Raw genomic sequence first — 22,920 nt, forward strand, 5'->3', positions numbered from 1 at the left:
GGCAATATGGTGCAATGCAGCGTCCGTCGCAAACCCCGGATATGATTGTTCGTCGTTTCACGGTTAATTGGGCAGCTTTCTGTGAAAACCGGCAGTTTCGCAGTGCGGTTGATGCCGCGTTCCTCTTGCCGTCTCAAGTCAGATCTCGGCTATGGGCTGATCGCGGTTATCCGCGGTTCGGGTCAAGATCACGATTGAAGTATCCTATCCAGGAGGATAGGATATAGGTATGAGCGAAGATAATCACGAACACAGACACGAGACCCACTCCGATATCGTCAAGCGGCTCAAGCGCGTCGAGGGACATTTGAAAAGCGTGATCGCTATGATCGAAGGCGGCCGCTCTTGCGTGGACATTGCGCAGCAGCTTCATGCGGTAGAAAAGGCGATCACCAATGCCAAACGGACGCTGATCCACGATCATCTTGATCACTGTCTCGAAGATACCGTCGGCTCGCTCGGCCGCGAGCAGAGGCAGGCAATGGCCGAGTTCAAGACCATCGCCAAGTATCTTTGAGGATGATTCGTCACCGCAATTTTCAATCCTGATCGAAGCGCGACCGGTGCAGGCATGGGCGGCAGCGGCGATCCAACACGAGATGCAGGGATGACCTGATGCTTTCCGTTCTGAAGAACCGCACCTACCGCCATCTCTTCCTCGCCCAGGTCATTGCCCTGCTCGGCACGGGGCTCGCCACCGTTGCCCTCGGTCTGCAGGCCTTCGAATTCGCAGACGGCAACGCGGGCGCCGTCCTTGGCACGGCGCTGGCGATCAAGATGATCGCCTATGTCGTGGTCGCGCCGGTCGCCACGGCGTTTACCGAGCAACTTCCGCGACGTGCGATGCTGGTCACGCTCGATCTGATCCGCGCCGGGGTGGCCGTCTGTCTTCCGTTCATCACCGGGGTGTGGCAAGCCTATCTGCTAATTTTCGTGCTGCAGGCGGCATCGGCAGCCTTCACGCCGACATTCCAGGCGACCATCCCCGACGTGCTGCCGGACGAAGATGATTACACAAATGCGCTCTCGCTTTCGCGGCTGGCCTACGATCTTGAAAAAGTCGGAAGTCCGCTACTGGCAGCTGCGCTGCTGATGCTGATGAACTATCACAATCTCTATCTTGGGACCGTCGTCGGCTTTTTGGCCTCGGCAAGCCTTGTCGTCTCGGTTCTGTTGCCCGATCCGAAGCCCGCGGAGCCGCGCAGCATCTATGAGCGGACGACGCGTGGTATTCGCCTCTACTTGACAGTCCCACGCTTGAAGGGCCTTTTCGCGCTCAACCTTGCGGTTGCTGCGGGTGGCTCAATGGTGTTTGTCAATACGGTCGTTCTGGTCCAGAGCGTGCTGGCGCTCGGGGAGCGTTACACAGCGATCGCGTTGGCGGCCTTCGGGCTGGGATCGATGCTTGCCGCGTTGCTTCTGCCGCGCCTGCTGAAAAAGGCCGACGACCGTCGGACGATGCTGGCGGGAACGGTGGTGCTCGTCGCCGCCCTCGTGGTTGGGATGTTGACGACGTCCTATGCCGGTATTGTCGTCGTGTGGGCCGTGATCGGCATCGGCTATTCTCTCGTTTTGACACCGTCAGGGCGGATCCTTCGGCGTTCCGCGTCGCCCGAGGATCGGCCTGCATTGTTTGCGGCACAATTCGCCCTTTCCCATGGATGCTGGCTGATTACCTATCCATTGGCGGGATGGCTGGGAGCGACGGCAGGCCTCACAGCAACATACGCGGCCCTTGCCGTCCTAACGGGATTTGGAGCCGTTCTCGCCGCTTGGCTTTGGCCGGCCGCAGAGGAAGACGAACGGCACCTTCATTCGGACCTCCACGCCGACCATCCGCATATCGCGGGAGCGAAGATTGTTGTGGGCGGGCACGAACACGCCCACCCTACGCGCAAGGACCGATATCACGGCTGACCGCGTCTTGCGGACAGTTCACGACCTCTTTTCCATCACAAATGCCGCGACGTATTCGGCGCGGCAGGCCATCGGCTGACGCGATGCTGATACATCCGTTTCAGGTCGGACGTGCATCGAGCGCGTGCAGGATGCCACGTAATTCGGCCAGGCCCCGCAGGCGGCCGATCGAGGGGTAGCCGGGAGTGACGGTCTTTTCGAGGTCGTCGAGCATGCGGTGGCCGTGGTCGGAGCGGAAGACGATGGTGTTTTCCGCTGAGCGGCGGCGGTCCTCCGCGACGAGTTCCTTCAGCACCGCCACCATATCGACGTCGCCGTCGAGATGGGCGCTTTCGTGGAAGCTGCGGCCGTCTCCCTCGCGGGTGGTGGCGCGCAGATGGGTGAAATGGATGCGCGCGGCGAAACGGCGGGCAATGGCTGGCAGGTCGTTGTCGGCGCGCACGCCGAGGCTGCCGGTGCAAAAGCACATGCCGTTGGCTGGCGAGGGTACCGCATCGAACACGGCGGCGTAGTCGTCAGCGGTCGAGGCGATGCGCGGCAGGCCGAAGAGCGGGCGTGGCGGATCGTCCGGATGCAGGGTCAGTTTGACGCCCCGTGCTTCGGCCGCAGGTGTGACGGCTTCCAGGAACTCGATCAGGTGCTGGCGAAAACGGTTTGCATCGACGCCGCTATAGGCGGCGAGCCGTTCGCGAAAGCCGGGGACCGTCATCGGTTCGGTGGTTGAGCCGGGCAGGGCGGAGGTGATGATGCGGGTGATCTCGGCCATTTCGGCTTCGGGCATCGCATCAAACACGGTTTTGGCGCGCAGGCGGTCTTCTTCTGAATAATCGTTTTCAGCGCCGGGGCGCTTGAGGACGAACAGATCGAAGGCGGCGAAGCGTTCATGATCGAAGCGCATGGCGGTGGCGCCGGTGGGGGTGATGAAATCAAGCTCCGTGCGCGTCCAGTCGACCACCGGCATGAAATTGTAGCAGATGATCTTGATGCCGCAGGCAGCGACGGCCTCGAGGCTGGCAATCCATGCTTCGATTTCGGCCTTGGCCTTGGCCCCGGTGCGCTTGACGGCATCGGGGATGGGGATGCTCTCGACCACGGACCACGTGAGCGGCGAGCGCCCAGGGGGCGTGGTTTCGATCAAAGTCTGGCGCTCGCGGACTTCGCTTTCCGTCCAGGCGCGGCCGATCGGTACCTGATGCAACGCCGAGACGATATTTGTCGCCCCGGTCTGGCGCACATCGTCCAGCGTTACCGGCGCATCCGGCCCGAACCATCTCCATCCCTGACGCATGCCTGCTTCTTCCTCCGGTTCATTCAGTCGTTTTGTTCAGCAAAAATAATTGGGGTGCATGACCCGCAATTCGGCAACGTCGGGAATGACGGCGCTCAAATGGTGCATCATGGCGGCCCGGGCGCTTTCGACGTCATGGGCGGCGATGGCATTGCGGATCGTCACATGCTCTTCGATCACGCTCTCCATGCGGCCGAGCGCCGGCAGGGTCAGACGCCGGGCACGGTCGATCTGGATTTTGACGGTTTTCAGAATGGCCCAGATACCGGGATAGCCGGCAATACCGGCGATCGCCTCGTGAAAGGCTTCGTCCTGTTCGTGAAACAGGGACGTTTCGTTATGGGCGGCATGGACGCGTTGACGGGCGATGATGGCGTCGAGCTTGGCAATGTCGGCGAGGGTCGCAATTGCTGTTGCCGATTCCACCGTTGTTCCCTCCAGCGACTTGCGGATGACCACAGCCTCGGGAATGGCGGCGACCGGAACCAGCGACACGAAGGTGCCGGACTGGGGGAATATGTCGACAAGTCCGGCTTCCGCCAATCGCAGCAGCGCCTCGCGCACCGGTGTGCGGCTGACGCCGAATTCCTCGGCGATCTTTTTCTCCTGCAACGGCATGCCGGGCGGCATCTGCAGCGATGTGATCGCTAAATGCAGCCGCTCATAGATTGCCGAACCGGCCGTGACGCGCCGGAGCTTTGCAGTTGCCGGTTCTGCAAGGAAGGGCGCGACGGCGGTGTTTCGTGGCGATGATGGCATGAGGTTTCTCGAGGCGTTGACACTGTCGTGAATACTAGTATATCAGTTTGCTCACGTTGCCAAGACGTGAAGCGGGAGGAGCGACAAGGAATGGCATTGCACCCCGACAGGCTGTTTCCTGCCGATCCCGGTATACGGGCTATCGCAAGGCAGCTTTACGAAACCGTTGCAGGACTGCCGATCGTATCGCCGCATGGCCATACGGACCCGTCCTGGTATGCGGAAGACAAGCCGTTTCCAGACCCGGCAGCACTGTTCATCACCCCGGACCATTATGCGACGCGCATGCTTTATTCGCAGGGTGTGCGGCTGGAGGATCTGGGTGTCCCCCGGCGTGACGGGGCGGCGGTCGAGACGGATCCCCGCAAAATATGGCGGTTGTTTGCCGCGCATTTTCATCTTTTTGCCGGAACGCCGACGCGCATCTGGTTCGAGCATTCGATGGAGACTGTGTTCGGGATCACCGAGCGCCTGTCGCCAAAGACGGCAGACGCCTTGTTCGACCGGATCGAGGCGGCGATCCCGACGCTGGAGATGCGGCCGCGCGCCCTGTTTGATCGGTTCGGTATTGAGGTGATTGCAACAACGGACGGTGCGCTGGAAGATCTCAGGCATCACGACGCCGTGCGCAATTCGGGATGGCATGGCCGCGTGGTGCCGACATACAGGCCGGATGCGGTGGTCGATCCGCAGGTGCTCGGATTTGCCGGAAACCTCGACCGATTTTTGGCGATGACCGGTGAGGCCGCGACGTGGTCAGGTTACCTGAATGCGCACCGGGCGCGGCGTGAATTCTTCAAACGGCGCGGAGCAACGGCGACGGATCACGGTCATGCCACCGCGCGGACCGAGAATCTGTCTTCCGACGATGCGGCCCGGCTGTTTGATAAAGTGCTTGCCGGCAAGGCGGATGCCGGCGAGGCGGACGCCTTCCGTGGCCAGATGCTGACGGAAATGGCGCGGATGAGCAGGGATGACGGGCTGGTCATGCAGATCCATCCGGGCTCCTACCGCAACCACAATCCGTCGCTATTTGCGGATTTCGGTCCCGACAAGGGCGCGGATATTCCGCAGTCAACCAACTATGTGCAGGCGTTGAAGCCGCTGCTCGACGCTGTTGGTAACGACCCGGCGCTGACGGTGATCCTCTTCACGCTCGACGAAACCGCCTATTCGCGCGAACTGGCGCCACTTGCCGGCCATTATCCAGCCCTGAAGCTCGGACCCGCCTGGTGGTTCTTCGACAGCCCGGAAGGCATGCGCCGCTACCGCGAGACGACGACCGAAACCGCCGGGTTCTACAATACGGTTGGCTTCAACGACGACACTCGCGCCTATCTGTCGATCCCGGCCCGCCACGACATGGCGCGGCGGGTGGACTGCGCCTATCTCGCCCGTCTCGTGGCGGACCACCGCATCGATGAAGACGAGGCTTCCACTCTGGCGCATGAACTCGCCTACGGGTTGGCAAAGAGGGCCTACCGACTGTGACCATCTGGCAGACGGGCGGCTGAGGAGGCGTCCGCTGCACAACAAGGGAGGAGAACGACATGAACGTTACACGCAGGACCTTTGTCGGCGGAGTTGCCGGCCTGACCGGCCTGGGGCTTTTGCCCGGCCGTCTTTTTGCGCAGCTGAAGGCTCCGGCAAGCCCCGTCACCATCACGGTGGTGGATGTCGCCGGCAATCTTGCCCTGACGCAGGGCATGCTCGAGGCCTATGCCGCGGCAAAGCCGGAATGGGTATCGAGCTTCGCCTTCACCAAGGCACCGGCACCGGAACTGCCGGCCAAGATCAAGGCGCAGCAGGCCGCCGGCAAGGTCGATATCGATCTCGTTCTGACGGGCACCGACGTGCTCGCGGCCGGTCTCGACCAGAGCCTTTGGGTCGATCTTGCCGCCCATAAGGGCGACCTGCCCAATCTGGAAAGTATCCTCCTGCCGCAAGCGTTCAAGATGCAGGCGCTCGCCAAGGAGCAGGGCGTCGTCGTCACCTATTATCCATCGGGCCCGCTGATCGAATATATGCCGAACCGGGTTCCGGCACCGCCGAAGACAGCGGCGGAACTGCTGGAATGGTCGAAGGCCAATCCGAAGAAGTTCATGTATGCTCGCCCGGCCAATTCCGGCCCCGGCCGCACGTTCCTGATGGGGCTTCCCTATATTCTCGGCGACAGCGATCCGCGCGATCCGGTCAAGGGCTGGACGAAGACCTGGGAATATCTGAAGGCTCTGGGTGAAAACGTCGAATATTATGGTACCGGCACGACCCAGACAATGAAGGAACTCGGCGAAGGCACCCGCGATATCGTCGTCTCGACGACCGGCTGGGATATCAACCCGCGCGCGCTCGGCATCGTTCCGGCCGAGGCCAAGGTCGGCAAGCTCGATGGCTTTCATTGGGTGACGGATGCGCATTATGCGGTCATTCCGAAGGGCGTTTCGGATGAGAAGGTCGCCGTTCTGCTCGACATCATCAACTTCATGCTGCAACCGCAGCAGCAGGCGATCGCCTACGACCAGGGCTATTTCTATCCGGGCCCGGCAGTCAAGGACGTGACGATCGAGATGGCGCCGCAGGAAAGCCAGGATGCCATCAAGGAATTCGGCCGCCCGGAATATGCCGACTGGATCGCCAACAATCCGCTGGAAGTGCCGCTTGAGCCGGCGCAGATCGTCGATGCGTTCCGTATCTGGGACGAACAGATCGGCGCATCCAAGGGCTGAGCCTGACAGAGCCTGAAACGGCGGCGGTTTTGCCGCCGTTTCAAATTGCCTATCGACGTGGAGGAACGACCTTGAATTTGCCGGTTCAGAACGCAGCGGCGGTGCTTTCGCCCAAACAGTCGGCCCGCCTCGAGCTGGATGGCCTGCGCCGATCGTTCGGTGCCTATACCGCGCTCGATGGCATCGATCTTGCAATCGAGCCTGGCGAGTTCATCGCGCTTCTCGGGCCGTCCGGTTGCGGCAAATCGACGGCGCTGAATTGCGTGGCCGGGCTTCTTGCCCTGTCGGGCGGCGAAATAAGGCTGGGCGGCTACCGCATCGATCAGCTGGAGCCGGAAAAGCGCGGGTTCGGAATGGTGTTCCAGAGCTACGCGCTGTTTCCGCATATGAGTGTGCGCCGCAATGTCGGGTTCGGGCTGACCATGCAGGGCATTCGCGGCAGCGAGGCCGACCGGCGCATCGAGCAGGCCTTGGCGCTGGTGAGGCTGGAAAGCCAGATCGACAAGCTGCCGGGGCAACTCTCCGGCGGACAACAGCAGCGTGTGGCGATTGCCCGCGCCATCGTCATCCGGCCGCCGGTCGTGCTGATGGACGAGCCGCTATCCAATCTTGATGCCAAGCTGAGGCTGGAGATGCGCGCCGAAATCCGCGGCATCCATGACCAGATCGGCTCGACAACCATTTATGTGACGCACGACCAGGACGAGGCGCTGTCGCTTGCCGACCGGATCGTCGTCATGAGCCAGGGGCGGATCATGCAGATCGGCTCGCCGCAGGATCTCTACCAGCGGCCCAATCATATCGACGTCGCCGATTTCATGGGTTTTCGCACGCGCATTGCCGGTCGGGTGACTGGCATATCCGGTGACGAAGCCCGCATCGAGGTGGCCGGGGCGCAGCTGACGGGCACGATGCGCGAGCCGCTTGCCGTTGGGGATCAGGCCGTGCTGTCGGTGCGGCCGGAGGATCTTGTTGCCGTCGAGGATGGCAACGGCATGCCCGCTACGGTCGTCAACATGGAATATCGCGGCCGTGCCTTTTTCGGGCTGGCCAAGTCGGCTGACGGTTCCGATCTCTATTTCCGCGCCGAACAGGCTCTGCCACGCGGTGCATCCGCAACCCTGCAACCAGCGCAAGGCCGGGCGCTATTGTTCAAGGGGAAGGGCGCATGAGCACGCCGTCGCTTCGCTATCGGCTTGCCGCGCGCGGTTTCGATGGCACGACACTGCTGGTCCTGCCGGGGCTCGCCGTCATGCTCGGGCTGTTCATCTACCCGTTTTTCTATGGCCTTGCCGATTCGGTGATGCCGAAGGAGGGCGCCTGGTATGCCAATTATGTGGCCTTCTTCAGCGACCCCTTCCAGTACCGCACGATTGCCTCGACGCTCTGGCTGGCGCTGCCGGTGACGATCGTCAATCTCGCCTTTGCCGTGCCGATTGCCTTCAGGGTCCGGCTGATGACGCGGCAACGGCTGTTGACGACAATCCTCGTCCTGCCGATCACGCTTGGCACGGTATTCGTTGCCGACGGACTTCTGACGTTTCTCGGGCCGCAGGGCTGGTTCAACCGCGTGCTGGTACTTGTCGGCTTGCTGGATGCGCCGGTGAAGCTCACCAACAACTATTGGGGTGTGTTTGCCTCGCTGGTGATCACCGGTTTCCCCTTCGCTTTCCTGTTGACGCTGTCCTACGTGACGGGCATTGACCCGGCGATCGAACAGGCGGCGGCAACGCTTGGTGCCAATGCCCGCCAGCGGTTCATGAAAGTCTTCCTGCCGCTGCTGGTGCCGGGGCTGGCGGTGACCTTCTGCCTGGCCTTTGTCCAGGCCTTCGCCGTCTTTCCCTCAGCCGTCCTGCTCGGAGCGCCAGCCGGCTCGACGCGGGTGATCTCTATTGCCGCCTATCAGGCCGCCTTCGAGCAATATGATCATTCGCTGGGAACGGCGATCGCCATGGTCATGGGCGCGGTGGAACTGGTCGTCGTGCTGATCGTGCTCGGCGCACGCTCGATGTTTTATCGCGGCCCGACCGGGGGGACAAAGGGATGATGACCATGACAAAGCCTGTGCCTCATCACGCATTTTTCCGGGAGATGCCGCTATGATCCGCGATCAGGGCCTCGTGTCGAAAATCTGGCGTTTTGCCGTCTGGGCAGTCGCGGGGCTGTTCATTATCAACCTTATCGGCGTAATCGCCGCCGTGGTGGTCAATTCCTTTGCCACCCGCTGGCTTGGCACCTGGCTGCCGGTTGGCCTGACGACGAAATGGTATTTTAGCGCCTGGAAGGAATTCCAGCTGTCGAGCGTCGTGTTCGTGACATTCCAGATCGTCTTCACCGTGGTCCTCATCTCCGGAATCCTCGGCGTCACCACGGCTTACGCGCTGGCGCGGCGGGACTTTCCGGGCAAGCGTCTTGTCGTGCTGCTATTTCTGCTGCCCTTGCTCATTCCGCCGCTAACCTATGGCATCCCATTGGCGACGGTGCTCTACCAGATCGGCCTCGGCGGTTCCTTCTGGGGCGTCGTGCTGATCAATCTCGTGCCCTCGCTGCCCTTCGTCGTTCTGGTGATGATCCCGTTCATCGAGCAGATCGACCCGCGCATCGAGGCCGCGGCCCGTGTCTTTGGCGCAGGCACCGGCAGCCTGTTTCTGCGCATCCTCCTGCCGCTTCTGTTGCCCGGCATGCTGGCGGCATTGCTTCTGGTTCTGGTGCGGACCATCGCCATGTTCGAGCTGACCTTCCTGATTGCCGGACCGACAAGCCAGACGCTGGTCGTGTCGCTCTACTACGCGGTCTTTGCCGCCGGTGTCCGGGCCGGGCAATCGATCGACGCCATGGCGGTGATCTATATGGTGACGACCCTGTTCTGGCTGATCCTCGCCTTGCAGTTCGTCAACCCGTCGCAGATTGTCGCCCGTGCCAAACAGCAGCCTGCATCATGACCAGATTGTCGAACCAAACACTTCCGGACCTGCCGGCTGCTATTGTAAAGCCCGGGTATGACCGGGCGAAGGTATCCATCGGCATTGTCCATCTCGGGATAGGTGCTTTCCACCGGGCGCATCAGGCGGTGTTTACCGATGACGTTTTGGCACGCGATCCATCCTGGGGAATTTGCGGGGTTTCGTTGCGCAGTGCGGAGACCCGTGACGCGCTGACGCCGCAGGACGGGCTCTATACGTTGAAGGTTCAGGACGGTGAGGGCGAAACGCTGCGCATCATCGGCAGTGTCCTCGAGACCCTTGTCGCGCCGGAGGACCCGCAGGCCGTTCTGCAACGGATGGCTGACCCGGCGACCCGCATTGTCTCGCTGACGGTCACGGAAAAAGGCTATTGCCACAATCCGGCGACCGGCACGCTGGATGAAAACCATCCCGATATTCAGCATGACCTGCAACATCCGGAAAAACCGAAATCGGCTATCGGCTTCATCGTCGAGGCTTTGGCCCGACGGCGGGCGGCAGGCGTGGAGGCCTTTACGCTTCTGTCCTGCGATAATCTTCCATCGAACGGTCATGTGCTGAAATGTGTTGTCCGCCGCTTCGCCGAACTGCGGGATACGGAACTGGGCGCTTTCGTCGCCGGTATTGCCTCTCCATCCACGATGATCGACCGGATCGTGCCGGCAACGACGGAGGCCGATCGCGCTGCCATTGCAACTGCTCTGGGTGTTGATGATGCCTGGCCGGTGGTGACCGAACCGTTCCGGCAATGGGTGGTGGAGGATCATTTTCCGCTCGAGCGTCCGGCATGGGAGGAAGCCGGCGCTATCTTCATTCCCGAGGTTTCCGCCTTCGAGACTATGAAGCTGCGGCTTCTCAACGGCAGCCACTCGACGCTTGCTTATCTGGGGCTTCTCGCCGGGGCCGAAACGGTTGCCGAGGCCATGGCCTTGCCGGGCATGGAGGCGCTGATCGAGGGCTTGATGCGTGAAGAGGTGTCTCCGACGCTGCCGCCGCTCGCCGGGTTTGATCTGGCGGCCTATCGAGGCGATCTCATTCAGCGCTTCAAAAACCCGGCGCTGCGCCACCGCACCTGGCAGATCGCCATGGATGGGTCGCAAAAGCTGCCGCAACGGTTGCTTGGCACGATCCGCGCCCGTAGGCGGGCAGGGACGTCCTGTGACCGGCTGGTGCTCGGAGTTGCCGCGTGGATGTATTACGCGCGTGGCGTCGATGAAGCCGGAAAGGCGATCGATGTCCGTGATCCGCTGGCTGGGCGCATCAGGGCTTTGTCGCAGGGACTGGATGATCCAGAAGAGATCGTTGCGGCGTTTCTCGGTTTGACTGAGGTCTTCGCCGACGATCTCGGCGGCGACGCTAATTTCCGGGTGGGGCTTGTCGATGGCTTGTCGCGGTTGCTCTCAACAGGGGCGGCGGCGGAGCTGGCTAGATGGCAAAGACCACGCGGGTGAGCTTGTTCTTTGCAGCCGTTGCCACGGCGGGCTGCCATCGGCATCCGGCCTGAGCCTGATCGGTGTGCGAGTGATTCACGAAATAGAGAGTAAATTCAGGGTTGAGTCCTGATTTTTATGTTTACTTTTTGTTGTGTTCTCCGGATTGCTATACTTGATTGCCGCGGTTCTTTGTCATCACAAGTCAGATATTGCGTTTTTCTTCACAATGGATCGGTTCCGTCGAAACTTTAATGAAATAACGCTCTGCTGAATTACGTTTCGGTTAACTACTGCTTTTTACCGCCATTTAGAATTTCGCAGCTACTGTCCATTGCCTGGGGAATACATTTACGCCGGGAAGTACCTGGTGCGGGGCAGGGGATCACTGTGCGTCTATTGAAGAAGCTATTTGCCGACCGGGCGGGCAATTTTGCCGTCATCGGGGCCATCGCCATCGTTCCTATCCTTGGCGCTGCCGGGATGGCTGTGGATTTCAGCCGCGCCATGGAACTCAAGTCGCGCTTGCAGAATGCCGCTGATGCAGCGGTGCTCGGCTCGATCGCCGAAAGATCCGCAGGTGTTGCACAAGCTGTCGGCATGACCAGCGATGGTCCCGTGCCCCTCAGTGAGGCGGAGGCGGAGGCTCTTTTTAAGGCTCAAAGCCAAGCCAAAACCAACTCTATAAAAGAGGATGGCATCGAAAAAGAGAAGATCGAATCCGAGGATATGAAGCTCGATCTCGTCAAGGCAACGGTCGTCAAGGACGGCAAAGATATCAAGGCCAAGCTGGCCTATCAGGCAACGTTGAAGACATCTTTCCTGCGTATTCTCGGCAAGGACAGCCTCTCGGTATCCGGTGGCGCCACCGCCGTTTACCAAACACAGTCCTTCATGGATTTCTACATGCTGCTCGACAACACCCCGTCGATGGGCGTGGCAGCGACACCTGCCGATGTCTTAAAGATGGAAGCCGCGACCAAGAACGTCTCGGATGCTGGCTCTAGAAGCTGCGCTTTCGCCTGCCACATCGTCGCAGAAAACGGCACCATCAATACCAACAGCAACTATTTCGTTGCCAAAAACAACGGTATCGAGATTCGCATCGACGTGGTTGCGAAGGCGGTCAAGGCATTGACAAGCGAGGCAGAGCGCCAGCAGAGCTATCCCAATCAGTTTCGGATGGCCGCGTACACATTCGGTGAAAAAGCGGAGGACGTCAAACTGCTGAAGGTGGCGGACCTGACCAGCGACCTGTCCAAGGTGAGGACAGGAACGAAGGATATCAAGCTGATGAGTATTCCCAAACAGGGGTACAACAATGACCAGCAGACGAGCTTCGACGATGCACTGACAGAGATCAATAAGGAAATCAGTGCGCCGGGCAATGGTACCACGTCTACCAATCCCGAGAAAGTTGTGTTCTTCGTTTCCGACGGGGTAGGCGACAGCAAGAAGCCGAAGGGGTGCACGAAAAAGCTCACGGGTACCCGCTGTCAGGAGCCGATCGACATCACCTACTGTCAGACCTTGAAGGATCGCGGCATCAAGATCGCCGTGCTCTATACGACCTATCTGCCTCTGCCCACCAACTCATGGTACAATAGCTGGATCAAGCCATTCCAGTCGGAAATCGGCACGCGGATGGAGGCCTGTGCCTCGCCGGGTTATTATTTCGAGGTGAGCCCGACCGAAGGAATCGAAAAGGCGATGAAGGCGCTGTTCAACAAGATTATACGGACGCCGCGGCTGACAAGCTGAGTGCAGCACTGTTCCGGATCGCTAACGAATGGCCATGAGTCCTCGGGACCGCATGGCCATTTTGCATTTCAGCGTGTGCTGCAGACCGAAATGCCGCGTTTTTGCAGCGCAACATCGCGACACCCTGTACAATTGCGCTCAGGCGCAGTATGAGGCGCGCATGTATTGGCTGGCGACGTGCCGGCCGCGGACTGTGCTTACCCTCATCGACCGAGGCGCGCATGACATCCGAATTCCGAAAGATAAACATATGGTAGAGTTAGACGGCATCGCTCCGGCGATCGCTCAGGCATTGAGCAAGCGCGGTTATTCAGAGTTGACGCCGGTTCAGAAGGCCGTTTTGGGGCCTGAACTCGAAGGCAGGGACGCGCTGGTTTCGGCGCAGACCGGCTCGGGCAAGACCGTTGCCTTCGGACTGGCGCTTGCCTCAACGCTGCTCGATGGTAAGGACCGGTTCGGTCAGGCAGGTGCGCCGCTGGCGCTCGCCGTAGCACCGACCCGGGAACTGGCATTGCAGGTGAAGCGCGAGCTGGAATGGCTCTATGAACTCACCGGCGCAACCGTTGCTTCCTGTGTTGGCGGCATGGACATGCGCAGTGAACGGCGCGCGCTCGATCGCGGCGCCCATATCGTTGTCGGCACGCCCGGCCGTCTCTGCGATCACATCCGTCGCAGCGGCCTCGACATGTCGCGCCTGAAGGCTGTCGTTCTCGACGAAGCCGACGAAATGCTCGATCTCGGATTCCGCGAAGATCTCGAATTCATCCTTGAAGCCGCACCGTCCGAACGCCGCACGCTGATGTTTTCGGCGACTGTGCCGCGCTCGATCGCCAATCTGGCCAAAAGCTACCAGCGTGATGCCGTGCGTATTTCGACGCAGGCCGAGCAGAAGCAGCATCTTGATATCGAATACCGGGCGCTGACCGTTGCTCCTTCCGACCGCGAAAATGCGATCATCAACGTTCTGCGTTTCTACGAGGCGAAGAACGCGCTGGTGTTCTGCTCGACCCGTGCTGCCGTCAACCACCTGACCGCGCGCTTCAACAACCGCGGTTTCTCCGTTGTCGCCATGTCCGGTGAACTCAGCCAGAACGAACGGACGCACGCGCTGCAGGCGATGCGCGATGGACGCGCCCGCGTCTGTATCGCCACTGACGTTGCCGCCCGTGGTATCGATCTGCCCGGCCTCGAACTGGTGGTTCACGCCGACCTGCCGACCAACCCGGAAACCCTGCTGCACCGGTCTGGCCGTACCGGCCGCGCCGGGCGCAAGGGCGTCAGCGCACTCATCGTGCCGAACAGTGCCCGCCGCAAGGCCGAGCGTCTGTTGCGCGATGCCAATATCAATGCCGACTGGGCCCGGCCGCCATCGGCGGACGAAGTCAGCCGCCGTGACGACGAACGCGTTCTGGCCGATCCGGCGCTCACCGAAGCGATCACGCCGGATGAGGCCGATTTCATCCGCGAACTCCTGGAAAAGCATGGTGCCGAACAGGTCGCCGCCGCTTTCCTGCGGCAGGCGCGTGCTGGCCGTTCAGCGCCTGAAGACCTGATGGATACTCCGAACTACACACCGACCGGTGATCGTGGCGATCGTCCGGATCGCGGCGAGCCGCGGGCTCCGCGTGGTGATTTCGGCGATAGCGCCTGGTTCTCGCTGTCGGCTGGCCGCAAGCAGAATGTCGAGCCACGCTGGCTGATCCCGATGCTGTGCCGCATCGGCAAGATCACCAAGCAGGAAATTGGCGCCATCAAGATGCAGACCGAAGAAACCTATGTCGAGATTGCGCGCGAGTGGGTGGATCGTTTCGTCGAGGCGATCGGTCCGAAGCGGGCGCTGGAAAAAGGCATTACCGTAACGCAGCTCGATGGCGCGCCGGACCTCTCCGGCCCGCGTGGTGGATTTGCAGGCAAGAAGCCTTATCCGGCCAAGAACGACTGGAAGGGTGAAGGCAAGCCGAAGCGCAAGTTCGAAGGCAAGCCTGACTATGCCGGCGCTGACAATCGCGGGTCCGAGAAAACCGACAGCAAGCCCTGGACGAAGAAGGCCGGCAAGCCGGGCTTCGACAAGGCGAAGTTTGATAAACCGAAATTTGACAAGCCTAAGTTTGACAAATCCGGAACCGAAGGCGCCAAGCGCAAGCCGCACAAGAACAAGGCGAACTGATTGGGCCTTGGCAAAGGCATTGCTTGCCAGAGATTGGAAAACCCGCGTATCTGACGATACGCGGGTTTTTGTTTGACCAGACTGCTCATGTACGGTTAGCGGCCAAGCCGCTCGATTTGCGTGGCGAGCGTTTGCGCAAGCCGCGTGCTCGCACCGCAGGCGATCACCATTTGCGGTAGAATCATCCATTCCAGTGTCCAGGCCGCCCCCGAGCGTTCCTGTTCATGCACCATCGATTGATGGATGGCGGAGAGCTGCACCGCGTTGAAGCGGGCGAGCGACACCAGTGTTTCTGCGGCGACCGGGTTCTGCTTGTGCGGCATGGCCGAGGAGCCGCCGCCGCAGGACAGCGCGATTTCGTCTCCGCCTTGAGCGAGCAGGGCGATATCCTGGCCGAATTTTCCAAGACTGCCCGAGATCAAAGACAGGAGATGGGCGAGGTCGGCTATGATTGCGCGCTGGCTCTGCCATTGCGGGGTATTGGACAGTTCGAGGTTTCCAGCCAGAGCCGCCCGAACGGCATCGGCTTTGTCGCCAAGCTTATCGAGGGTACCGGCTGCGCCGCCGAACTGGAGGGGAAATGCCGTTGCGTTCAGCCTCTGGCGATAATCGGCAAGCGGCCTTGACCACGCGGCGAGGCGATCGGCGACAGTGATCGGGATCGCTGCCTGCATGCGCGTGTGGGCCATCAGGTGGTTGCTGCCGTAATCGGTGTCGAGCTTGCCGAACATATCCAAGAGTTGCGACAACCGATCAGAGAGGACGGCGCTGGCCGCCTTTAGCCGCAGCATCAGGCTGGTGTCGATGACATCCTGGCTGGTGGCACCGAAATGCACTTTTTCGGCCGCGTCCCCACCAACAGCCTTGCGCAATTGCCGGATAAGTTCCGGGATCACCACGCCATCGGTGGCGACCGCGTGGCGCAGGGCAAGGACATCAGGCTGGAATGTGGCGCAGGTTCCGGCAATACGGGCGGCTGATTGCTTTGAGACAATCCCGTGTTCGGCTTCTGCCTGCGCCAAGGTTGTCTCGAAGGTCAGCATGGCACGAATATCCGCCTCCGCCGAGAAGAAGGCGGATATTTCCTCGTCGCCGAGAAGGCCTGAGAGATAGGGGTGGTCGAAAACCGAGGCGGTCATGTCTGTCCTTGGTCCCGGGGCTTTGGCAGGCTGCTGAAAAACCCTGAAGATTGATTTGACGAAAGCGGTACCTCACTCTCCGTCTTCCTCGCCCTTGTGGAGGGGATCCAGCGACCCGACGCCTGTCGGGTCAAAAGACCCTTTCAGCCCAAGGACTTGGGTTGACTGGTTCCCTGTGACACCCCTCGGGTCAAGCCCGAGGATAGGGATGACGGAGGATTTGGCAAACGCATAATTTCCAAAATGATCTGCAAATGCCGAGAAAATGACTTTATCAGCAGCCAGCTAGATGTCGAGGAACACGGTTTCCTTCTCACCCTGCAAATAGATGTCGAACGTATAGACCGATCCTTCGCGTGGCGCGACCAGGGTTGCCACGCGGTGACGGTGTTCGATGCGTGCAAGCAGCGGGTCTTCAGCGTTGGCCTCAGCCTCGTCGGCAAAATACATGCGGGTGTGCAGGCCGATATTGATGCCGCGGGCAACGATCCAGACCGTGATGTGAGGCGCCATCTTGCGCCCGTCCTTGTAGGGTGCGCGGCCGGGTTTGATGGTTTCGAACGTGAAGATACCGTCGTCGGCACTGGTCGGGCAGCGGCCCCAGCCGGCGAAATTGGGATCTGCTGTGCCGCGCAGCTCCGAGGGGCTGTTGTAGAGGCCAGCAGCATCGGTCTGCCAGATTTCAACGAGTGCATCCTTCAACGGCACACCGGCGCCGTCGATGACGCGGCCGCGCATGGTGATGCGTTCGCCGATCGTCTTGTCGTTGACCATCGTGCTGCCGAGGTCGGTTTCATAGACGCCGGTTATCCCGGCGAAATTCGGCGTACAGCCGATGTGGACATAGGGGCCGGCCGTTTGCGACGGTGATTCTTTCAAGTAGCCGAGATCCTGGACCATCAGTTGCCCTCCATCCGGTTTTCAAACAGCGTCGAGCGGCGTCCACGCAGGACGATGTCGAATTTGTAGGCGCGTGCATCCATCGGGATGGTGTTGGCCCAGTCGAGCGGTGCGATCAACTGTTCGATGGCGCTTCTGTCGGGAATGGTGGTGACGATCGGACACTTCCAGATCATCGGGTCGCCTTCGAAATACATCTGAGTGATCAGGCGCTGGGCAAAGCCGTGGCCGAAGATCGAGAAATGGATATGGGCCGGGCGCCAGTCGTTGACGCCGTTTGGCCAGGGATAGGCGCCGGGCCGGATGGTGCGGAAGCGGTAGCCGCCGTCCTCGTCCGTGATGGTGCGGCCGCACCCACCGAAGTTGGGGTCGAGGGCTGCGAGATAGCTTTCCTTCTTGTGGCGGTAACGGCCGCCGGCATTGGCCTGCCAGAATTCCAGAAGTGCGCCGGGTACCGGCCTGCCGCGCTCGTCCAGCACGCGGCCATGGACGATGATGCGTTCGCCGATGGCGCTTTCGCCGGGCCGGGCAAAATTGTGAATGAGATCATTGTCGAGTTCGCCAAGCAGCGAATGGCCAAACACTGGCCCGGTGATTTCGGACATCGTGCCGTCGAGCGACAGCAGCGCCTTTTGCGGCGAGCGCAGCACCGAGGTCTTGTAGCCGGGTGTCAGCGCCGGCGCATGCCAAGCGCGATCACGCTGGAAGAAGGCGCCGGTCTCCGGCTTTTTGTTGGAAAGATCAGACATCGTCCTGCCTCATACCGCCTGTCCGGCGTCCATCTGTTCGAAAACCTGCTTGGCGATCTTGATGGCGCGGTTGGCGGCGGGAACGCCGGCGTAGATCGCCACATGCAACAGCGCTTCGCCGATATCCTCGCGGCTGGCGCCGGTATTGGCGGTGGCACGTACATGCATCGCCACTTCCTCATCATGGCCAAGGGCGGCAAGCAGGGCAATGGTGACCATCGAACGCTCGCGTTTTGTCCAGGTTGGCCGGGACCAGACGTTGCCCCAGGCGGCCTCGGTGATCAGTTCCTGAAACGGCTGGTCGAAATCAGTGGTCGTGGACTGCGCCCGGTCGACGTGACGATCGCCCAGCACGGTGCGGCGGGTGGCGAGGCCCTGGCGGTAACGTTCAGTGGGCGCAGTGGCGTCACTCATGGGCTTTCTCTCCAGACAGGACGGTATCGATAAAGGCGCGCAGCACGGCGGTCAGCATTTCCGGTTGTTCAACGCAGGGGATATGACCTGCATCCTTGATGACCTCGTAGCGGGCACCGGGGATCAGTTTTGCGGTCGACAGGACAACATCGGGCGGTGTCGAGCCATCCTGATCGCCGACGATGCAGATCGTCGGAACGGCGATGCGCTTGGCTGCCTCGGTGAAATCCGCATCGCGGATCGCGGCACAGGTGCCGGTGTAGCCTGCCTCTGGCTGGCGGACCAGCATGTTGCGATAGCCGTGCAACGCGTTGTTTTCCGGGCGCCGGAAGGCGGGGGTGAACCAGCGCTCGAGAATGCTGTCGGTAATGCTGGCGATGCCGTTCTCTTCGATGGCGGCAATGCGGGTGTTCCAAAGGTCCGCCGTGCCGATCCTGTGGGCGGTGTCGCAAAGCGCCAAAGCCCGCACGAGATCAGGCCGGGCAGCATAAAGGCCCTGTGCGATCAGGCCGCCGACCGAGAGGCCGCAAATGACAGCCTGCTTGACGGCGAGGAGATCGAGAAGACCAGCGAGATCGGCGACATGCAGGTCCATCGAATAGGGCATGTCGCCGACATCGGAAAGGCCATGGCCGCGCTTGTCGTAGAGAACCATGGCAAAGTCACCCGCGAAACGCACGATCACGTCGCGCCAGATGCGAAAATCCGTGCCGAGCGAATTTGCAAAGACCAGCACCGGTTTGTCATTGGCTGCACCAATGATCTGATAGTGAAGCGTGACGTCGTTGATGCGGGCAAACTGCACGGAAATTCTCCTCGGAAACAGATTGGAACTTTAATCTGGTTCGGTAAAATGACATTTTATTGCCTATCATTAACTCTCAGGTTATGAGTTGTCATGATCGACGCCCGTGTGAAATTCCGCCATTTGCAAACCTTTGTCGAGGTTGCCCGCCAGAAGAGCGTAATGAAGGCGGCCGACCTTCTGCATGTCAGCCAGCCGGCGGTGACCAAGACCATCCGCGAACTGGAAGAGGTTCTCGGCGTGTCCGTGTTCGAGCGCGACGGCCGTGGCATCAAGATCACCCGATATGGCGAGGCCTTTCTGCGGCATGCAGGGGCGGCGCTGACGGCGTTGCGCCAAGGGCTGGATTCCGTCTCGCAGGAACGCTCGGGCGATGGACCGCCGGTGCGGATCGGTGCGCTGCCAACAGTCTCGACGCGGATCATGCCGAAGGCGATGGCGAATTTCCTCAAGGAGGAAACCGGCAGCCGCATCAAGATCGTCACCGGTGAAAACGCGGTGCTTCTGGAGCAGTTGCGCGTCGGCGATCTCGATCTGGTCGTCGGGCGGCTTGCGGCACCTGAACAGATGACCGGGTTCTCCTTCGAACACCTCTATTCCGAGCAGGTCGTCTTCGTGGTGCGCGCCGGTCACCCGCTGTTGTCGGCAAAGCAGTCGGTGTTCGACAATCTTGGCGTCTATCCGGTGCTGATGCCGACGCGTGCCTCGATCATCCGGCCGTTCGTCGAACGGTTCTTGATCACCAACGGCATCGCCAGCCTGCCCAACCAGATCGAAACCGTCTCCGATTCCTTCGGGCGGGCCTTCGTGCGGGCAAGCGATGCCATCTGGATCATTTCGACCGGCGTGGTGGCCGGCGATATCGAGGACGGAATGCTGGCGGCACTACCGATCGATACCAGCGAGACCAAGGGGCCGGTCGGGCTGACCATGCGGGCCAACGCCATTCCCTCGATGCCGCTGGCCATCTTGATGCAGACGATCCGCGAGGCGGCGGCTGAGATTTCCGCTGTTTCGGCTGACCATGCAGAGCGGCGGTAAAACTCCACTGCGATGGGTATTCACTTGATGGTTTTCCTGTACGAAATTACCACCGGCTGATAGTCTGCGTTCAACTTCAAGTTTTGGATTTTATTGGCGTATTAGGGGTCAGAGGCAAAGCATGTCGGAAGTAACGGTAGAGCCTGCCGCAAAAGGCCGGCCGACGGTCTGGACCAAGCCGCTGAGATCGCTTTTGGGGCTTGCCATGGCAGCCCTGCTGATCGCCGTTTCGGGTACGCTTATCACCCTTGGCTATGTGCGGGCGCGCGATTCCGCATTGATCAATGCCGAGGCGGACATGCGGGCCTTTTCCGAGCGTTTGATCGACCGGTTGGGTATTCTTTCCGGCAGGACGACGGCGCTCGTGGGGTTCACTGCTTCGATCGCCAATTCCTTTCTCGTGCCGCCGCCCGAGCGCATGAGCGACAAGATCAAACTGCTGCGCGAAATCATTGCTCAATCGACCAATCTGGATGGCATTTATGCCGGCTATCCCGACGGGGAGTTCATCCAGGCCGTCGACCTGAGCGCCCCGGCGTGGCGCAGAGCGCTCGATGCGCCGGAAACCGCGGCGATTGCGGTTCGCTCCATGCAAACAGAGCCGACGGGTGAGCGCAGCAACCGGCTGATCTTCCTCGACAAAGACGGCAATCAGATGCTGGAGCGGCGCCTCCTGACTACCGGTTTCGATCCAAGAAAACGCCCCTGGTATCAGGCTGCAGTCAATGGCACGAGGCCAGCTGCGATCGGGCCGTATACGATGGTGACAACAGGCGCTCTGGGGATGACCATTTCACAGGCACATCACGGTAATGGCGGTATTGTCATTGGCGCGGATATCGATCTTGGCACAATCACCGAATTCATGGCGCGTGAACGCCTGACCGCGGAAACGGTCGCCTTCGTGATGGACGCCGGTGGAAAGCTGATCATGCATTCCGATCGCGGACTGATGGCCCGCATGACAACGGTGAAGGAAAAGGGGGAAACGGATGTTGCCAAGCCTCTCGATCCGCTGCTTTCAGGCATCAAGGCCAACCTTCCAACAGGCAACGGGGTAAGCTTCGCGGATATCAACGGCCGCACCTACATCATCATGGCGACCTCGGTAAAATCCGTTTTGCTGCTTGCCGGGCACCGGACCGTGGTGGCGGCCCCGCTCGACGAACTGACCGCGACCGCCAACCGCAACCTCTATCAGGGGCTTGCCATCGCGGCTGCCATTGTCGTTCTGGGACTGCTTGCGGCGCTCTTCCTGGCGCGGCTGGTTACACAATCGCTGAGCCAGCTGACCGCTAACGCCAAGCGGTTGCAGGATCTCGATTTCACGGCTCCAAGCAACGTGTTTTCACACGTCACCGAAATCTCGACACTTGGCCGGGCAATGAACCGGGCGCGCGATGCGATCTTCACCTTCGCGCTCTATGTGCCGAAAGAACTGGTGCGCAAGGGCATCGAATCCGGGCAGTTTGCTGGCCGCAGCGCGCGACGCCAGGAGGTGACGGCCTGGTTTACCGATATCTACGACTTCACCACGCTCAGCGAGCAACGCATGCCGGAGGAGGTGGTGGCGCTACTCTCCGACTATTTCGACATCTTCAACGAGACTGTCGGCGAGCATGGGGGCGAGATCATCCAGTTTCTCGGGGACTCGGTCTTTGCCATGTGGAACGCGCCGGTTGCCGATGAGCGCCATGCGGAAAACGCCTGCCGCTGTGCGCTGGCGGTGGAACGAAAACTCAGGGTATTCAATGCTGATCTGAAGGCGCGAGGCCTGCCGGAATTGCGCACCCGCTTTGGCATTCATACAGGCGCGGCGGTTGTGGGGAGTGTCGGCGCCAAAGAGCGGCTGCAATATACCGCGATGGGCGATACCGTGAACGTCGCGTCACGTCTCGAAGGCATGAACAAGGTCTATGGCACGACAATTCTTGCCAGCAGTGCTGTCGTCGCCTTGTGCGACAATACGATTGTCTTTCGTCCGCTGGGGGAGGCGCAAGTAAAAGGCAGGGCGACGGCGCTGCAGTTGTTCGAGGTTGTGGGTGAGAAAACCGAAGCGGACTGTCTGCAGACGCAAGTCGCGCTACAAAGCTGACGATCAATCGTCCGAGTAGCGTTGCTCGCGCCAGGGATCGCCAAGCATGTGGTAGCCGTTCTTCTCCCAGAAGCCGGCCTGATCGCCTACCAGGAATTCAATGCGGCGCAGCCATTTGGCGCTTTTCCAGAAGTAGAGATGCGGGATGACGAGGCGCACCGGGCCGCCATGATTGCGTGTCAGCGGTTCGCCTTCCCAGGCCGTTGCGAGAATTCCGTCTTCGGAGGCGAAATCGGCAAGCGGCAGGTTGGTGGTATAGCCGTCATAGCCGGTCAGCATGACGAAATTGGCCTCCGGTCTAGGCATGACCAGATCGAGCAGATCGTGGGTCGAAACACCTTCCCAACGACTGTCGTAGCGCGACCATGTCGTCACGCAATGAATGTCCGACTGCTTACGGCTTTGTGGTAGCCGCCGGAACGTGTCCCAATCGAGTTTGACAGGATTCTCGACGCCGCCGACGATCTGCAGCGTCCATTCCGCCTCCTGGATACGCGGTTGCTGGCCGAGATCAAGCACCGGCCAGTTGGTGACCAGATGCTGGCCCGGTGGCAGGCGGCCGGTTTCCGGGCGGGTTATCCTGCCGGCCAGAAACTTGCCTTGTTCGGCCCAACGCCGCTTGGAGGCCGTCAGTTTTGTTTCCACGGTTTCATCGGTCATGATCGGACCTCGCAGTTTGCACCCTGCCGGATGGCGTCGCATGGTGGAAGTACAGTTTCAATCTGGAAGCGTGTCAAGCGGGCGGCACAAGCACCGGCGTATTTCG

General features: G+C 60.7%; 20 protein-coding genes. 12 read left to right on the forward strand and 8 right to left on the reverse strand.

The annotated features are described in order from the left end of the window. Positions 1 to 229: 229 nt before the first annotated feature. Together ACSQ3J_RS08800 and ACSQ3J_RS08805 are read left to right on the forward strand one after the other, a co-directional pair. Complete coding sequence (locus ACSQ3J_RS08800) at positions 230 to 517, forward strand: metal-sensing transcriptional repressor (protein WP_060506621.1); 288 nt, start codon at positions 230 to 232, stop codon at positions 515 to 517. Between the two features lie 98 nt (positions 518 to 615). Further along, positions 616 to 1,917 carry an MFS transporter gene (locus ACSQ3J_RS08805; RefSeq protein WP_060506622.1) on the forward strand — a complete coding sequence of 434 codons (1,302 nt, stop codon included), beginning with the start codon at positions 616 to 618 and terminating at the stop codon, positions 1,915 to 1,917. A gap of 100 nt (positions 1,918 to 2,017) precedes the next feature. Here the strand turns inward: ACSQ3J_RS08805 and uxuA are convergent, their stop codons facing one another. Then, entirely contained in the window at positions 2,018 to 3,205 is a 1,188-nt protein-coding gene (gene uxuA / locus ACSQ3J_RS08810; RefSeq protein ID WP_436038993.1) for a mannonate dehydratase, read from the reverse strand. A 36-nt stretch (positions 3,206 to 3,241) separates the two neighbouring features. Continuing rightward, the gene (locus ACSQ3J_RS08815; RefSeq protein ID WP_060506624.1) at positions 3,242 to 3,964 is read right to left on the reverse strand and encodes a GntR family transcriptional regulator; all 723 of its coding nucleotides are present in this window, start codon (positions 3,962 to 3,964) and stop codon (positions 3,242 to 3,244) included. A 90-nt stretch (positions 3,965 to 4,054) separates the two neighbouring features. On the opposite strand from ACSQ3J_RS08815, the gene uxaC reads away from it, so the two are divergent. The 8 genes from uxaC (at position 4,055) to ACSQ3J_RS08855 (ending at position 15,011) form a co-directional block, all read left to right on the forward strand. Then, positions 4,055 to 5,455 carry a glucuronate isomerase gene (uxaC, locus tag ACSQ3J_RS08820; protein WP_436038994.1) on the forward strand — a complete coding sequence of 467 codons (1,401 nt, stop codon included), beginning with the start codon at positions 4,055 to 4,057 and terminating at the stop codon, positions 5,453 to 5,455. 59 nt (positions 5,456 to 5,514) lie between these two features. Beyond that, complete coding sequence (locus tag ACSQ3J_RS08825) at positions 5,515 to 6,690, forward strand: extracellular solute-binding protein (RefSeq protein WP_060506626.1); 1,176 nt, start codon at positions 5,515 to 5,517, stop codon at positions 6,688 to 6,690. A gap of 71 nt (positions 6,691 to 6,761) precedes the next feature. Beyond that, the gene (locus ACSQ3J_RS08830) at positions 6,762 to 7,862 is read left to right on the forward strand and encodes an ABC transporter ATP-binding protein (protein WP_060506627.1); all 1,101 of its coding nucleotides are present in this window, start codon (positions 6,762 to 6,764) and stop codon (positions 7,860 to 7,862) included. Next, complete coding sequence (locus ACSQ3J_RS08835; protein ID WP_436038995.1) at positions 7,859 to 8,737, forward strand: ABC transporter permease; 879 nt, start codon at positions 7,859 to 7,861, stop codon at positions 8,735 to 8,737. Before ACSQ3J_RS08830 ends, ACSQ3J_RS08835 begins: the two co-directional genes overlap by 4 nt. A 52-nt stretch (positions 8,738 to 8,789) precedes the next feature. Further along, positions 8,790 to 9,632: an ABC transporter permease gene (locus ACSQ3J_RS08840; protein WP_060506629.1), complete on the forward strand. Its 843-nt coding sequence runs from the start codon at positions 8,790 to 8,792 to the stop codon at positions 9,630 to 9,632. After that, complete coding sequence (locus ACSQ3J_RS08845; protein WP_060506630.1) at positions 9,629 to 11,104, forward strand: mannitol dehydrogenase family protein; 1,476 nt, start codon at positions 9,629 to 9,631, stop codon at positions 11,102 to 11,104. The genes ACSQ3J_RS08840 and ACSQ3J_RS08845 overlap by 4 nt, the downstream gene beginning before the upstream one ends. 378 nt (positions 11,105 to 11,482) lie before the next feature. Further along, positions 11,483 to 12,844 (forward strand): TadE/TadG family type IV pilus assembly protein, encoded by a 1,362-nt coding sequence (locus ACSQ3J_RS08850; protein WP_436039219.1) that lies wholly within the window; start codon positions 11,483 to 11,485, stop codon positions 12,842 to 12,844. 250 nt (positions 12,845 to 13,094) lie between these two features. After that, positions 13,095 to 15,011 (forward strand): DEAD/DEAH box helicase, encoded by a 1,917-nt coding sequence (locus ACSQ3J_RS08855; RefSeq protein WP_436038996.1) that lies wholly within the window; start codon positions 13,095 to 13,097, stop codon positions 15,009 to 15,011. Between the two features lie 95 nt (positions 15,012 to 15,106). Here the strand turns inward: ACSQ3J_RS08855 and ACSQ3J_RS08860 are convergent, their stop codons facing one another. From ACSQ3J_RS08860 to pcaD, 5 genes are all read right to left on the reverse strand, one after another. Further along, positions 15,107 to 16,150: a 3-carboxy-cis,cis-muconate cycloisomerase gene (locus tag ACSQ3J_RS08860; RefSeq protein ID WP_436038997.1), complete on the reverse strand. Its 1,044-nt coding sequence runs from the start codon at positions 16,148 to 16,150 to the stop codon at positions 15,107 to 15,109. Positions 16,151 to 16,435: 285 nt separating this feature from the next. Then, positions 16,436 to 17,050: a protocatechuate 3,4-dioxygenase subunit alpha gene (gene pcaG / locus ACSQ3J_RS08865; RefSeq protein ID WP_436038998.1), complete on the reverse strand. Its 615-nt coding sequence runs from the start codon at positions 17,048 to 17,050 to the stop codon at positions 16,436 to 16,438. Beyond that, the gene (gene pcaH / locus ACSQ3J_RS08870) at positions 17,050 to 17,799 is read right to left on the reverse strand and encodes a protocatechuate 3,4-dioxygenase subunit beta (RefSeq protein WP_436038999.1); all 750 of its coding nucleotides are present in this window, start codon (positions 17,797 to 17,799) and stop codon (positions 17,050 to 17,052) included. The genes pcaG and pcaH overlap by 1 nt, the downstream gene beginning before the upstream one ends. Positions 17,800 to 17,808: 9 nt before the next feature. Beyond that, entirely contained in the window at positions 17,809 to 18,213 is a 405-nt protein-coding gene (gene pcaC, locus ACSQ3J_RS08875) for a 4-carboxymuconolactone decarboxylase (RefSeq protein WP_060506635.1), read from the reverse strand. Next, positions 18,206 to 19,018: a 3-oxoadipate enol-lactonase gene (gene pcaD / locus ACSQ3J_RS08880; RefSeq protein ID WP_436039000.1), complete on the reverse strand. Its 813-nt coding sequence runs from the start codon at positions 19,016 to 19,018 to the stop codon at positions 18,206 to 18,208. Before pcaD ends, pcaC begins: the two co-directional genes overlap by 8 nt. Positions 19,019 to 19,111: 93 nt before the next feature. Between pcaD and pcaQ the strand changes: the two genes are divergently transcribed. Both pcaQ and ACSQ3J_RS08890 read left to right on the forward strand, forming a co-directional pair. Then, on the forward strand, positions 19,112 to 20,059 hold the full coding sequence (gene pcaQ, locus ACSQ3J_RS08885; RefSeq protein WP_060506637.1) for a pca operon transcription factor PcaQ: 948 nt from the start codon (positions 19,112 to 19,114) through the stop codon (positions 20,057 to 20,059). 121 nt (positions 20,060 to 20,180) lie between these two features. Next, on the forward strand, positions 20,181 to 22,154 hold the full coding sequence (locus tag ACSQ3J_RS08890; RefSeq protein ID WP_060506638.1) for an adenylate/guanylate cyclase domain-containing protein: 1,974 nt from the start codon (positions 20,181 to 20,183) through the stop codon (positions 22,152 to 22,154). A 3-nt stretch (positions 22,155 to 22,157) separates the two neighbouring features. Here ACSQ3J_RS08890 and ACSQ3J_RS08895 read toward each other — a convergent pair whose 3' ends face one another. Next, a complete protein-coding gene (locus ACSQ3J_RS08895) occupies positions 22,158 to 22,814 on the reverse strand; it encodes a sulfite oxidase-like oxidoreductase (RefSeq protein ID WP_060506639.1) in 657 nt (218 codons plus the stop codon). Positions 22,815 to 22,920 lie beyond the last annotated feature (106 nt).

Source organism: Rhizobium sp. LjRoot98, from assembly GCF_964252935.1.
Lineage (GTDB): Bacteria > Pseudomonadota > Alphaproteobacteria > Rhizobiales > Rhizobiaceae > Pararhizobium.

What these genes read in the sequence shown, in the direction of transcription:
- ACSQ3J_RS08800 (WP_060506621.1), top strand. Translation starts at nt 230, where the DNA reads ATGAGCGAAGATAATCACGAACACAGACACGAGACCCACTCCGATATC.
- ACSQ3J_RS08805 (WP_060506622.1), top strand. Translation starts at nt 616, where the DNA reads ATGCTTTCCGTTCTGAAGAACCGCACCTACCGCCATCTCTTCCTCGCC.
- uxuA (WP_436038993.1), bottom strand. Translation starts at nt 3,205, where the DNA reads ATGCGTCAGGGATGGAGATGGTTCGGGCCGGATGCGCCGGTAACGCTG.
- ACSQ3J_RS08815 (WP_060506624.1), bottom strand. Translation starts at nt 3,964, where the DNA reads ATGCCATCATCGCCACGAAACACCGCCGTCGCGCCCTTCCTTGCAGAA.
- uxaC (WP_436038994.1), top strand. Translation starts at nt 4,055, where the DNA reads ATGGCATTGCACCCCGACAGGCTGTTTCCTGCCGATCCCGGTATACGG.
- ACSQ3J_RS08825 (WP_060506626.1), top strand. Translation starts at nt 5,515, where the DNA reads ATGAACGTTACACGCAGGACCTTTGTCGGCGGAGTTGCCGGCCTGACC.
- ACSQ3J_RS08835 (WP_436038995.1), top strand. Translation starts at nt 7,859, where the DNA reads ATGAGCACGCCGTCGCTTCGCTATCGGCTTGCCGCGCGCGGTTTCGAT.
- ACSQ3J_RS08840 (WP_060506629.1), top strand. Translation starts at nt 8,790, where the DNA reads ATGATCCGCGATCAGGGCCTCGTGTCGAAAATCTGGCGTTTTGCCGTC.
- ACSQ3J_RS08845 (WP_060506630.1), top strand. Translation starts at nt 9,629, where the DNA reads ATGACCAGATTGTCGAACCAAACACTTCCGGACCTGCCGGCTGCTATT.
- ACSQ3J_RS08855 (WP_436038996.1), top strand. Translation starts at nt 13,095, where the DNA reads ATGGTAGAGTTAGACGGCATCGCTCCGGCGATCGCTCAGGCATTGAGC.
- ACSQ3J_RS08860 (WP_436038997.1), bottom strand. Translation starts at nt 16,150, where the DNA reads ATGACCGCCTCGGTTTTCGACCACCCCTATCTCTCAGGCCTTCTCGGC.
- pcaG (WP_436038998.1), bottom strand. Translation starts at nt 17,050, where the DNA reads ATGGTCCAGGATCTCGGCTACTTGAAAGAATCACCGTCGCAAACGGCC.
- pcaH (WP_436038999.1), bottom strand. Translation starts at nt 17,799, where the DNA reads ATGTCTGATCTTTCCAACAAAAAGCCGGAGACCGGCGCCTTCTTCCAG.
- pcaC (WP_060506635.1), bottom strand. Translation starts at nt 18,213, where the DNA reads ATGAGTGACGCCACTGCGCCCACTGAACGTTACCGCCAGGGCCTCGCC.
- pcaQ (WP_060506637.1), top strand. Translation starts at nt 19,112, where the DNA reads ATGATCGACGCCCGTGTGAAATTCCGCCATTTGCAAACCTTTGTCGAG.
- ACSQ3J_RS08890 (WP_060506638.1), top strand. Translation starts at nt 20,181, where the DNA reads ATGTCGGAAGTAACGGTAGAGCCTGCCGCAAAAGGCCGGCCGACGGTC.
- ACSQ3J_RS08895 (WP_060506639.1), bottom strand. Translation starts at nt 22,814, where the DNA reads ATGACCGATGAAACCGTGGAAACAAAACTGACGGCCTCCAAGCGGCGT.